Genomic DNA, 11,867 nt, shown 5'->3' with positions numbered 1-11,867 from the left:
GAAGACAGACGGGGAGACGACGATGTGGAGTGTGGGGCGCTGGAGGGTCATCGTTCGATCTGGATATCCAGCGGCCGAGGAGAAGGGGGCGGGGGCGGAGCGTCGGGAGCGGGCGTGGGCCTCGCGGCCGGCCGGCCAGCGTAGGGGCGGGGCGCCGGGGAGGCCGGGGGCGGCGTGGGCGCGGCAGGCGTGCTCGTCGGCGCCGCCGCGGCCTGCTTCGTGAGCGTGGCGACCAGGCGCACAGACTGATCGGAGGGGCCCTGGACGATCGAGTACGGCTCGTACCCCTCGTGGCGCACGGTCAGCCGGCGTGGGTTGGCGCGCACGGAGCTGTTCGAGAGCGACAGCTGGAGCGGCGTGTTCCCGAGCGGCTTGCCGTCTTCCAGCACCTCGGCGCCGGACGGCATGGACTCGACCATCAGCACGAACGACCCGACGTCGGCGGGCGGCGGCGCGACCTGCGGCTTCGCCGGTTGCGCGGCGGCCGGCGCCGGCGGCGGTTCGCTCGAGCGCATCTGCGACATCGCGACCCCGATGCCCGCGACGGCGAGGACGCCCACCGCGACGAGCACGATGCCCTTGCGGCCCTGCGGCGCGGCGTCGGCCGGGCGCGAGGCGGCGCCGAGCGAGGCGTCGTCCACCTGCGAGGTCGTGGCGCCGGACGTCGACGAGGGCGACGACGAGCTGGCGGGGATCGCCGTCATCACGCGCACGGGCGGCATCGGCGTCGGCATCCTGCCGGTGCCGGTGGAGTCCATGGTCACGAGGCCCGTCGAGCCGAACGCCGGGGACAGGCCCATCGCCTGCGCGCACTCGCCGAGCCCGCGGATGAGGGCCTCCATGTTGGCCGGTCGGCCGTCCGGATCCTTCGACAGGCAGCGCAGCACGAACGCCTCGAGCGGCTCGGGCACGTCGGCCTCGGGGTTGCGCTCTTTCATCCGCGGCACGGGCTGCTGCAGGTGAGCGATCAGGATCTGGACCGAGTTCTGCGCCTCGAAGGGGACCTTCCCGCAGAGCATCTGATAGAGGATCACGCCCAGCGAGTACACGTCCGTCCGCAGATCGACCTTGCCGTGCGAGATCTGCTCCGGCGACATGAAGCGCGGTGAGCCGAGGAACGAGCCCTGCTGCGTGAGCTCCTCCGAGTCGTCGGCGAGCACCTTCACGAGGCCGAAATCGAGGATCTTGACGAGCTCTCCGGTGTCCTCGCCGGGGACGAGCATGACGTTCGACGGCTTCAGATCGCGGTGCACCACGCCGTGCTTGTGCGCCTCGCGCAGCCCGCGGGCGATCTGCCGGGCGATGCCCATCGAGTCGGGCGCCGGGAGGCGGCCCGCCTTGCGCAGCCGCCGGAAGAGCGTCTCGCCCTCGAGGAACTCCATGGCCATGAAGTACCGCTCGGGCTCCATGTTCTCGACTCGGCCGTAGTCGAAGACCGTGACGATGTTCGGGTGCTGGAGCCTGGCGAGGATGCTCGCCTCGAGGAAGAAGCGCTTATGAAAGTTGGGGTCGATCTGATTCGATGAGTTCGTGGGCGTCAGGACCTTGATCGCGACCTGGCGCTCGAGCGCGATCTGCTCGCCGCGATAGATGACGCCCATGCCGCCCGTCGCGAGGAGGGAGTGGATCTTGAACTTCTGATTCAAGACCTTTCCCAGCAGCGGATCGGACTCACCGCTGGCCGAGGCACCGTCCGAAAGCTTCTCCGCCGTGCTCATGGCCTCTGTCTCTTTCCCCTTCCCATCCCGCTGGCCCCCACTGCTGGCAGTCGGGGAAAGCGTACCCCGAGCCCGTCACGCGCTGCCTAACGCTCGACTTACGTTCGACTTACGTACTGGTTCACGTGCTGGTCAACGTTCAGGTCGACGTGCCGCCGCACGTTCCGGCTTACGTTTTCGCTTACCTTCCGGCTTACGTTCTCGCTTACGTTCTTGCTTACGTTCTGATGCAAATTCTGGTACCCGCCTCGCCGCGACACCTCTCGCGCTCGTCGGGTTGGGTTTCGGACCGGCTGCGGCACGTTTGAGCTCAGCCTACCGTAAGCCGCGAGCCGATCCAACCCAGCTGCTGAAGATGACATGGGTTGGCTACCCAACCACACGCTGTGGGCGTGCCCCCCCGGCCGGGACGCTCGGTCCCTGAACGAGCTTGCTGCATGGGCGGATGTACCCGTACTCTGACCGGGTCCCCGATGCCGCCGCAGCACTTCATCCGATGCCAGGCGTGCGGGTTGCCGCACCCGTCGGACACCGAGAGGTGCCCGGTGCACGGCACGGCGCTCACGCCGAGCGTCGCCCCGCCCTCCTCGACGCGGGTACCGCCGACGAGCAGGGGCGAGTCGGGGTGGCCGGTGGACGGGCCGCTGCCGCCCGATATCGATCCCGATCAGCCGCGGCCGACGAAGGAAGCGCCGCTCGTCGGCCGCCTGCTGCACGACCGCTACCGCATCCTCGGCGTCATCGCGAAGGGCGGGATGGGGATGGTCTACGACGCGATCCACATCGGCCTGCGGCGCCGGGTCGCGATCAAGACGCTCCGCGGCCAGTACGCTCAGAGCAAGACGGCCATCGCGCGCTTCCACAACGAGGCCGCCGTCGCCGGCCGCTTCGGCCACCCGAACATCGTCGAGGTCTACGATCTGGGCGTGCTCGACGACGGCACGCCCTACCTCGTGATGGAGCGGCTCGAGGGCGAGACCATCACCGAGCGGCTCGCGCGCGAGCGCCCCATGCCCATTCCCGTCGTGCTGGACGTGGCCGTCCAGGTGCTCAGCGCGCTCGTCGTCACGCACACCGAGGGCATCCTCCACCGCGATCTCAAGCCGGACAACATCTGTCTCGTCGGCGGCGGCCGCGGCCCGCTCACCGTGAAGGTGCTCGATTTCGGCGTCGCCGAGGCGTTCAACACGGGGGCGGCGGCGCCGTCGATCCTCGTCTCGATGGCCGCCGCCGGGAGCCACGCGATCGCCGGTACGCCCGCGTTCATGGCGCCGGAGCAGGCGCAGGGCGTCCGCGATCTCGACGCGCGCGCGGACCTCTACTCGGTGGGCATGCTGCTCTACGTGATGCTCACCGGGCAGCTGCCGTTCAAGGCGCCGACGGCCGCCGCCCTGCTCGCGGAGATCCAGCGGGTGAAGCCGATCCGCCCGCGCATGCTGCGGCCCGAGGTGCCCCACTCGCTCGACGTCGCGACGATGCGCGCGCTCGCGCTCGATCGCGAGGAGCGCTTCCCGAGCGCGGCCTCGATGATGGACGCGCTCGAGCAGGTGCAGATCGAGGCGGCGATCGGCGGCAACGCGCCGGCCGAGCCGGAGGCGGAGCCGGTCGATCCGGACTCGGAGAAGGTGGAATACTTCTACCGGAAGAGCGTGCTCCCGCCGCCGATGGAAGAATGAACGGCGTGAGCGGCACATGCGGCACATTGAAGATGCGCGCCGTCGTCATCCGCGAGCCGGGCGGGCCGGAGGTCCTCGAGGTGCGGGAGGTCGATGCGCCCGACGTGCCCGACGGGCATGTGCGTGTCGCCGTCCGCTTCGCCGGGGTGAACCGCGCCGATCTGCTCCAGCGGCTGGGCCTTTACCCGGCGCCGCCAGGCGCGCCGCAGGACGTGCCGGGGCTCGAGTACTCCGGCGTGGTCGAGGCCACGGGGAAGGGCGCGCGCCGCTTCGCGCCGGGCGATCGCGTCTTCGGCCTCCTCGCGGGCGGCGCCTACGCCGAGCGGGTCGTCGCGCACGAGCGCGAGGTCGCGCCGGTGCCGGAAGGGCTCACGGACGAGGAGGCGGCCGCGGTCCCCGAGGCGTTCGTGACCGCCTACGACGCGCTCGTGACGCGCGCCCGGCTCGCGCCCGGCGAGCGCGCGCTCGTGCACGCGGTCGGCAGCGGCGTGGGCACGGCCGGCCTCCAGATCGCCCGCGCGCTCGGGTGCTTCGTCGTCGGGACGTCGCGCACGCAGGACAAGCTGGATCGCTGCCGCGAGCTCGGGCTGCACGCCGGGATCGCGGCGTCGGGCGCGAGGTTCGCGGACGAGGTGCTGAAGGCGACCGGAGGCGCGGGGGTCGACGTGGTCCTCGAGCTCGTCGGAGGCGCGTACGTCGGCGAGGACCTCAAGGCGTGCGCGTCCAAGGCCCGCATCGCGCTCGTCGGGCTGACGGCCGGCGCGTCCACGGAGCTCGACCTGCGCGAGCTCCTCCGGAAGCGCGTCGAGCTCATCGGCACCGTGCTCCGCTCGCGCCCGCTCGAGGAGAAGATCGCGGCGGCGCAGGTGCTCGAGCGGAACATCTCCCCGTGGCTCGCGAGCCGCGCCGTGCGGCCGGTCGTGGACCGGGTCTTCCCGATCGGCGATGCCGCCGCGGCGCATATTTACGTCGCCAGCAACGCGTCGTTCGGGAAGGTGCTGCTCCAGCTCGGCGGGTGAGCGAGCGCCGCGATCACGCGCCGCGGCCGGTGAGGCGAGCGAGCGCGCCGGCCTCCGCGTCGTGCGCCTCGGCCTCCTCGGACGGCGTCCACGACATGTCGACCTCGAGGCGGTACGAGCCCTCGAACGCGTGCGGCGGCGAGCCGCCCCACTCCTCGGGCGAGAGCATCGAGAGGTAAGGGACGCCGTCGCCGCGCCGGTAGAGGTGGTAGACGTGGCCGGGCCGCTTCTTGAAGTTGCACGCCGCCCTGTGGAGCTCGCCGTCGCGCTGCGCCGCCTCGAGGACCCGCCGCGCCTCCTCCTGGAGCGACCGGATCTGCCGCGCGATCTGCGCGAGCTTGCCGCCGGTGACCGCGCCGAGCAGCGCGTCCGCCTGCTGGATCTCCCGCGCCACGTCGACGAGCTCGTGCGGCGCGGAGAGCCGGCTCAGGGGATACGGCGAGGTGCGCGAGGGTCCCTCGTGGCGGCCGCCGCCGTGCTTCGTGTAGCCGTCGTCGCTCATGCGGTCCACGTCGTCATGGATCGTCCACGGCCCGGCGTCACGGGTCCGGGCACCCGTCCTCATCCGCGACGCCGTCCTCGTCTTCCTTCTGCGTCGGGCAGCGGTCCTCCTCGTCGACGACGCCGTCTTCGTCGTTGTCCCCTTCGGGGCACCCGTCGTCGTCCTGGAAGCCGTCGCGGTCCTCCGGGAGCTCGCGGCACTGATCGACGTCGTCCGGCACGCCGTCCTTGTCGGCGTCGTGCACGCGCGGGGTCCAGGCCACGGAGAGGACGGCGCGCAGCGGCGCGGTGCCGACGCCGCCGGCCAGCGCCGTCTCGACGCCGGCCAGGAACGAGACGTCGCCCAGCGCGTAGCGCGCGGCGAGGCCGAGCTCCAGCGCGGCCGCCTCCTGGCTCGCGAACGGCGCGATCGGCGAGAGCGGGAGGTGCCCGTGCGCCTCCAGGAAGAACGTGGCGCGCCCTTCCGGGTCGATGCCCAGGATCTGGGGCCGGAACGACAGGCCGAGGCCGAAGGGGAGCTCGTGGCCGAACACCGTGGGGCACGGATCGCCGCCCGCGGCGGAGACCGGGGTCGCCTCGCACCCGAAGCGGGCCTCGCCGGCGCGGAGCTTGACCCCCGCCGCGAGGTGCGCGCCGAACGCGATCAGGCGGTACTCGGCGAGGAGCCTGAGCTCGTTCGTGACGCCCCCCTCGCCCACGAACGACGCCTCGTCCCCCGTGGGAAGCGTGAAGCGCTCGTGCAGCGCGAGCGCGAAACCGCCGAGATCGCCGCCGATGGGCTGCACGAGGGTGAACTTGCCGACGAGGCCGAGATCGCCGAGCGCCTGCGCCGGGAGCCACGTGTCGCCGAGCACCCGCGTGGCGTCGGACGTGGGCTCGTCGCCGCTCTGGTGGAGGACCACGGGCAGCGTGAGCCCCACGAGCAGGCGCCGCGCGACGCCCACGCCGGCCGCGAAATCGGCGCTCGCCTGGTGGCGGATGACGTCGAAGCGGACCTTCCCCGAGGCGGGATCGCGGAGCACGAGGGGACGGTAGGCGTACGAGGCCCAGAGGCTCGCGCTCCACTCGCCCGTGTCCGGGGTCGCGGCGGGCTCGAGGTAGACGCCGGCCCCGGGGTCGATCGAGGCGCGGAAGCCGCGGAGATCGGCCGACGGCTGCGCGGCTGCGAGCGGGGCCACAGACGCGGCGAGCAGCGAGGACAGGGCGATGGCGCTCGGTCGCATGGCCGGTGGAGACTAGACCAGCGCACGGGAAGCGCACGGGAAAGTGGGCCCGTCGTCCGCCCGCCCCGCGCGCCGCGCCGGCCGCGCTCCGCGCTCGCGGCGGCGCGGCGGTCGACGCGGAGCACCGGGCGAAACACGGGGCGCGGCGCGCGGGCGACCCCCGAAACATCGCGTTCCGCCGCGGGTTGTGCGATAGCGGGGGCATGGACTCCATCCGGATCCGGGGCGGTAAGCCGCTCTCCGGCAAGATCCGCATCAGCGGCGCGAAGAACGCCGCGCTGCCGATCCTCTGCGCGACGCTGCTCTCCGATGGGGAGAGCCTGCTCCGCAACGTGCCCGCGCTGCGCGACATCGACACGACCTCGGCGCTGCTCCGGTTCCTCGGGCGCAACGTCGAGACCGCGCCGCCGCTCGTGAGGGTCGGCGCCGGCGACAACGTGCGGCCCGAGGCCCCCTACGAGCTCGTCAAGCAGATGCGCGCGAGCGTCATGGTCCTCGGCCCGCTGCTCGCGCGCTTCGGCCGCGCCAAGGTGTCGCTCCCCGGCGGCTGCCAGATCGGGACGCGCCCGGTGGATCAGCACCTCAAGGGCCTCGAGGCGCTCGGCGCGACGATCCGGCTGTCCCGCGGCTACATCGTCGCGGAGTGCAAGCGGCTCCGCGGCGCCGAGGTCGTGTTCGATCTGCCGACGGTGACCGGCACCGAGAACCTGATGATGGCCGCGGCGCTCGCGAAGGGGCGGACCACGCTGGTGAACTGCGCGCGCGAGCCCGAGGTCGAGGAGCTCGGCCGGGTGCTCAACAAGATGGGGGCGCGCGTGAGCGGCGCCGGCACGGACGTCATCCACATCGAGGGCGCGGACGAGCTGGAGCCGTTCGACCACGCGATCATCTCCGATCGGATCGAGGCCGGCACGTACATGGTCGCGGCGGCCGCGGCCGGCGGCGACGTGCTGATCGAGAACGCGCCGCTCGAGGACCTCGAGGCGGTCGCGGCGAAGCTCCGCCAGGCGGGCGTCGAGGTGGGCCGCGAGGGCGATTGCGTGCGCGTCCGCCGCGAGGGGCGGCCGCTGCGCGCCGTCGACGTCACGACGGCGCCGCACCCGGGCTTCCCGACCGACATGCAGGCGCAGTTCATGGTCCTGATGTGCCTCGCGCAGGGCACGTCGCGCATCGTCGAGACCATCTTCGAGAACCGCTTCATGCACGTCCCCGAGCTCTCGCGGATGGGGGCGCACATCGACGTGGACGGCCACACGGCGCACGTGCACGGCGGCGCGCCGCTGTCGGGCGCGACCGTGATGGCCACCGATCTGCGCGCGAGCGCGTCGCTCGTCATCGCCGGGCTCGTGGCGACCGAGGGCGAGACCGAGGTGCTGCGCGTCTACCACCTGGATCGCGGCTACGAGTTCATGGAGCGCAAGCTGGCGCAGCTCGGCGCCGACACGGTGCGCGTCGAGGGGCGGGCCGGATGACGAGGCCGCTCACCATCGCCGTCCCCAAGGGGCGGATCCTGAAGGACCTCATCCCGCTCGTGCGGCGCGCGGGCCTCGACAGCGCGCCCCTCGAGGCGAGCGATCGCCGCCTGGTCCGGCCGACGGCGGACGGCGCGATCCGGTACGTGTTCCTGAAGCCGGACGACGTCCCGACCTACGTCGAGTACGGCGCCGCCGATCTCGGGGTCTCCGGCCGTGACACGCTCCTCGAGCGCCGCCACGATCTCTACACGCCGCTCGATCTCGGCATCGGCCGCTGCCGCCTCGTCGTGGCCGGCCCCGAGGACACGCCGATGCCCGATCTGCCGCGCGTCGCCACGAAGTACCCGCGGATCGCCGGGGATCACTTCGCGAGCAAGGGCGTGGTGGCGGAGATCATCCCCGTCCACGGCTCGGTGGAGCTCGCGCCGCTCGTCGGGCTCTCTCACCTCATCGTCGATATCGTCGAGACGGGCTCGACGCTGCGCGAGAACCGCCTCGAGGTGCTCGAGACGGTCACGGAGGTGAGCACCCTGCTCGTCGCGAACCGCGCGTCCTACAAGCTGCGGAGCGACGCCATCCGCCCGCTGGTCGAGCGCCTGCGGGCCGCGACGGCCGGCGCGGGGCGGTGATCGGCGCGGGGCGCCCGTCGCCGCTCGCTGATCGAGGCCAGCCGCCGTCCGGAGACCCAGAGAGAGGAGGCCCAGCTGCTACCGCACCTCGCCGCGCTGCCGGCCGACATCGACACCTGGGTGGGAGGGGGGACGAGCGTCGTCGCGGGCGTGCACCGCGATGCGCCCGCGGCCCTCCGCTTCGACGCGCTCGCGCAGGCCGAGGTCGGGCTGCGGCTCGCGAGCGGCTCGCTGTACTTCCGGCTCGATCTCGACGTGCAGGCGACCACGGCGCCGCTCGGCCTGCCGGCGTTCGGGCTGCCGGCGTTCGTCTACCCCACGTGGTCCTTGCCGACGCCGGGGATCAAGATCGGCCCGCCCGAGTGGGCGATGCTCCAGATTGGCCGCGAGGATCACCACCTCCGGCTGGGCATCATCACGCACCCGATTGGCCTCGAGGACTGGGACGGCTGGATCAACACCTTCCCGACGACCTCGACCATGATCAGCACCGTCCCGGGCCGGATGCTCGGCGTCGAGCCCGGGCTCGTCCTCGGCGAGGGATACGAGATCAACCTCTTCGGCGGCTTCGATCTCGACGTCGACGCGCCGACGTTCGGCGCCGGTCTCACCACGATGCAGCCGCTCTGGTCGACCTGGTCGGGTATCGCGCTGTATCCGTCGATCGATTTCTACTCGGCGGTCGTCGCCCTGGAGCTCTACCCGGCCGAGGCGCTGACCGTGTCGCTCGACGGCAGCGTCGGGCTGGTCGGCGCGGCGGACGAGGCGGGAGCGATCGAGCTGAAGCCCTGGGTGGGAGGCGAGATCATCGCCAATGTCCTCCCGAAGATGGCAATCCATCCGAGCTTTCGAATCCAGGCTCTCCACGAGCCCGGGAGCGCCCTCTCTGCCTTTCTGTTCGCGCCTCAGCCGAGCGTCTCCGCGAGCGCCGGGCTCACCTACACGCCGTTCGATGAGCTCAAAATCAGCCTCGAAGGCAAGGTCTCCCAGGTCGAGGACGACGTCCTGTCCGGCCTGTTCGCCCTCGTGGCGCTCCGCCGGCCTGAGCCGCCGCCCTACGCCGCCAAGTGAAGCGAGCGAAGCGGCGCTGTGGCGCCCTGATCCGCCCACGCCAGGGCGCAGCGCCGCCGTCTGAGAGCGCCGCGGCCTGAGAGCGACGGAGGCCGGCGACGTCAGGCACCACCAAGGCAGACGACGTCGAGCGCCGCGCCGCCGCACTTTTCCATGGATGGGTGAGTCGGCGCGAAACACTCGAAACGTAACGTGCCGGAACGTAACGGAACGTAACGAAACGTAACGCATGACTTCACACGCGCCCGCGCGCGGGCGCGTTCACTCCACCGACGTCCGTCGCCCCTGTTTTTCGAGTCTCGCGCTGGCGCGGCCTTGTGATAGGGTGGCGGCCCCTCTCATGAAAATCCACGAGTATCAAGGCAAGCAGCTCTTCGCTCGCTACGGAGTGCCGGTACCGAAAGGGGAGCCCGCTTTCCAGGCGAGCGAGGTGGCGCCGATCGCCGATCGGCTGATCGCCCAGACAGGCAACCCGGTCGTCGTCGTGAAGGCGCAGATCCACGCGGGCGGCCGCGGCAAGGGCGGCGGCGTCAAGGTCGCGAAGGGCGGCAGCGCGGAGGCGACGGCCCTCGCCGAGAAGATCCTCGGCATGCAGCTCGTCACCAAGCAGACGGGCCCCGAGGGGCAGAAGGTCCGGCGGCTCTACATCGAGCAGGGCCTCGACATCGCGCGCGAGCTCTACTTCGCGATGCTCGTCGATCGCGAGCGCCGCCGCATCGCGGTGATCGCCTCGACCGAGGGCGGCATGGACATCGAGGAGGTGGCCCACAGCACGCCGGAGAAGATCTACAAGCTCTTCATCGATCCGGTGCTCGGCCTCGCCCCGTACCAGGGGCGGCAGCTCGCGATCGCGCTCGGGCTCACCGCGAAGGAGACGCAGCGCCAGTTCCTGAAGCTCGTGGCCTCGCTCTACGCCTGCTTCACCGCGGAAGACTGCTCTCTGCTCGAGATCAACCCGCTCGTCGTGACCGGCGCCGGCGACGTCTTCGCGCTCGACGCGAAGGTGAGCTTCGACGACAACGCCGAGTTCCGGCACCCCGAGTGGAACGCGATGCGCGACGTCGACGAGGAGGACCCGGTCGAGCTCCAGGCGAAGCGGGCCGGGCTGTCCTACGTGTCGCTCGACGGCGACATCGGCTGCCTCGTGAACGGCGCCGGGCTCGCGATGGCGACGATGGATATCATCCTCCATTACGGCGGAAAGCCGGCGAACTTCCTGGACGTGGGCGGCGGCGCCTCGCAGGAGCAGGTGAAGACCGCGTTCCAGATCATCCTCCGGAGCGAGCGGGTCCGCGGCATCTTCGTGAACATCTTCGGCGGCATCATGCGCTGCGACGTCGTCGCGGCCGGTGTCATCGCCGCGGCGAAGGAGCTCGGGCTCAAGGTGCCTCTCGTGGTGCGCCTCGAGGGGACGAACGTCGAGGCCGGCCGCAAGCTGCTCGACGAGAGCGGGCTGACCATCCAGTCGGCGAGCTCCATGGCCGACGGCGCGCAGAAGATCGTCGCCGCCACGCGCGGCGGCAAGGCCGGCGCCTAGGGCGCCCGCGGGCATCGGGCCTCGAACCCAGTTGAGCAGCGAGCCAGCGGCGGTGGCCGAGCTCCTGTCCACGTTGAAGGTAGAGTAATCAAGCGATGAGCATCCTCGTCAACAAGGACACGCGGGTCGTCTTCCAGGGCATCACGGGCGCCTACGGGTCGCAGCACGCCCGCGCCTGCATCGAGTACGGGACGAAGGTCGTCGCCGGCGTGACGCCGGGCCGCGGCGGCCAGCGATTCGAAGACAAGGTACCGATCTTCGACACGGTCGAGCAGGCCGTGCGCAACGAGGGCGCCGAGGTCTCGTGCATCTTCGTGCCGCCGGTCGGCGCGGCGGACGCGATCACCGAGGCCGTCGATGCGGGCTGCAAGCTCGTCATCTGCATCACGGACGGCGTGCCGGTGCTCGACATGATCCGCGTCCGTCGCTTCCTCGAGGGGAAGCCGGCGCGGCTCATCGGGCCGAACTGTCCCGGCGTGATCACCCCGGGAGAGTGCAAGATCGGGATCATGCCGGGCCATATCCACAAGAAGGGCCACATCGGCGTCCTCTCCCGCTCGGGCACGCTGACCTACGAGGCGGTCGGCCAGCTGACCGCCCTCGGCATCGGCCAGTCGAGCTGCGTGGGCATCGGCGGTGATCCGGTCGGCGGCATGGACTTCATCGACGTGCTCGAGCTCTTCAACCAGGATCCCGACACCCACGGCGTGGTGCTGATCGGCGAGATCGGTGGGACGGCCGAGCAGCGCGCGGCGGCGTGGATCAAGAAGAACATGAAGAAGCCGGTGGCGGCGTTCATCGCCGGCCGCGCGGCGCCTCCGGGCAAGCGCATGGGGCACGCTGGCGCGATCATCGCGGGCGGCGAGGGCACGGCGGCCGAGAAGATCGCGGCGCTCGAGGCGGCGGGGGCCAAGGTGGCCGCTACGCCGGCGGAGATGGGCGTCGCGATGCAGGCGGCGCTGGCGGCGGCGCGCTGATCTGATTGCCCGGCCCGGGGCGAGGGGGCTCGTCGGGTGGG

10 protein-coding genes are annotated in these 11,867 nt (G+C 71.6%); 7 read left to right on the top strand and 3 right to left on the bottom strand.

What is annotated here, in order from left to right:
* Positions 1–47: 47 nt before the first annotated feature.
* Complete coding sequence (locus tag WMF19_RS51310; RefSeq protein WP_437326709.1) at positions 48–1,718, bottom strand: serine/threonine-protein kinase; 1,671 nt, start codon at positions 1,716–1,718, stop codon at positions 48–50.
* Between the two features lie 512 nt (positions 1,719–2,230).
* Here WMF19_RS51310 and WMF19_RS51305 point away from each other — a divergent pair.
* Both WMF19_RS51305 and WMF19_RS51300 read left to right on the top strand, forming a co-directional pair.
* Positions 2,231–3,394: a serine/threonine-protein kinase gene (locus tag WMF19_RS51305; RefSeq protein ID WP_272096871.1), complete on the top strand. Its 1,164-nt coding sequence runs from the start codon at positions 2,231–2,233 to the stop codon at positions 3,392–3,394.
* Positions 3,395–3,426: 32 nt separating this feature from the next.
* On the top strand, positions 3,427–4,413 hold the full coding sequence (locus tag WMF19_RS51300) for an NAD(P)H-quinone oxidoreductase (protein ID WP_272097944.1): 987 nt from the start codon (positions 3,427–3,429) through the stop codon (positions 4,411–4,413).
* Between the two features lie 13 nt (positions 4,414–4,426).
* On the opposite strand, the gene WMF19_RS51295 is transcribed toward WMF19_RS51300, so the two are convergent.
* Positions 4,427–4,915, bottom strand: coding sequence for a DUF2452 domain-containing protein (locus WMF19_RS51295; RefSeq protein WP_437326707.1), 489 nt, complete (start codon positions 4,913–4,915; stop codon positions 4,427–4,429).
* A 37-nt stretch (positions 4,916–4,952) separates the two neighbouring features.
* Positions 4,953–6,137 (bottom strand): hypothetical protein, encoded by a 1,185-nt coding sequence (locus WMF19_RS51290; protein WP_437897036.1) that lies wholly within the window; start codon positions 6,135–6,137, stop codon positions 4,953–4,955.
* Between the two features lie 203 nt (positions 6,138–6,340).
* Between WMF19_RS51290 and murA the strand changes: the two genes are divergently transcribed.
* From murA to sucD, 5 genes are all read left to right on the top strand, one after another.
* Positions 6,341–7,609, top strand: coding sequence for a UDP-N-acetylglucosamine 1-carboxyvinyltransferase (gene murA / locus WMF19_RS51285; protein WP_437326705.1), 1,269 nt, complete (start codon positions 6,341–6,343; stop codon positions 7,607–7,609).
* The gene (gene hisG, locus WMF19_RS51280; protein ID WP_437326704.1) at positions 7,606–8,241 is read left to right on the top strand and encodes an ATP phosphoribosyltransferase; all 636 of its coding nucleotides are present in this window, start codon (positions 7,606–7,608) and stop codon (positions 8,239–8,241) included. The genes murA and hisG overlap by 4 nt, the downstream gene beginning before the upstream one ends.
* 120 nt (positions 8,242–8,361) lie before the next feature.
* Positions 8,362–9,312 (top strand): hypothetical protein, encoded by a 951-nt coding sequence (locus WMF19_RS51275; RefSeq protein WP_437897035.1) that lies wholly within the window; start codon positions 8,362–8,364, stop codon positions 9,310–9,312.
* Between the two features lie 340 nt (positions 9,313–9,652).
* Entirely contained in the window at positions 9,653–10,849 is a 1,197-nt protein-coding gene (sucC, locus tag WMF19_RS51270; protein ID WP_437897034.1) for an ADP-forming succinate--CoA ligase subunit beta, read from the top strand.
* A gap of 95 nt (positions 10,850–10,944) precedes the next feature.
* Complete coding sequence (gene sucD, locus WMF19_RS51265) at positions 10,945–11,826, top strand: succinate--CoA ligase subunit alpha (protein ID WP_437897033.1); 882 nt, start codon at positions 10,945–10,947, stop codon at positions 11,824–11,826.
* Positions 11,827–11,867: the final 41 nt, after the last annotated feature.

Source organism: Sorangium sp. So ce124 (genome assembly GCF_051525235.1).
Lineage (GTDB): Bacteria > Myxococcota_A > Polyangia > Polyangiales > Polyangiaceae > Sorangium > Sorangium atrum.
Note: the sequence above shows the minus strand (reverse complement) of the source record. Positions and strands in the feature narration are given on the sequence as shown.

What these genes read in the sequence shown, in the direction of transcription:
- sucD (WP_437897033.1), top strand. Translation starts at nt 10,945, where the DNA reads ATGAGCATCCTCGTCAACAAGGACACGCGGGTCGTCTTCCAGGGCATC.
- WMF19_RS51300 (WP_272097944.1), top strand. Translation starts at nt 3,427, where the DNA reads ATGCGCGCCGTCGTCATCCGCGAGCCGGGCGGGCCGGAGGTCCTCGAG.
- murA (WP_437326705.1), top strand. Translation starts at nt 6,341, where the DNA reads ATGGACTCCATCCGGATCCGGGGCGGTAAGCCGCTCTCCGGCAAGATC.
- WMF19_RS51290 (WP_437897036.1), bottom strand. Translation starts at nt 6,137, where the DNA reads ATGCGACCGAGCGCCATCGCCCTGTCCTCGCTGCTCGCCGCGTCTGTG.
- sucC (WP_437897034.1), top strand. Translation starts at nt 9,653, where the DNA reads ATGAAAATCCACGAGTATCAAGGCAAGCAGCTCTTCGCTCGCTACGGA.
- hisG (WP_437326704.1), top strand. Translation starts at nt 7,606, where the DNA reads ATGACGAGGCCGCTCACCATCGCCGTCCCCAAGGGGCGGATCCTGAAG.
- WMF19_RS51310 (WP_437326709.1), bottom strand. Translation starts at nt 1,718, where the DNA reads ATGAGCACGGCGGAGAAGCTTTCGGACGGTGCCTCGGCCAGCGGTGAG.
- WMF19_RS51295 (WP_437326707.1), bottom strand. Translation starts at nt 4,915, where the DNA reads ATGAGCGACGACGGCTACACGAAGCACGGCGGCGGCCGCCACGAGGGA.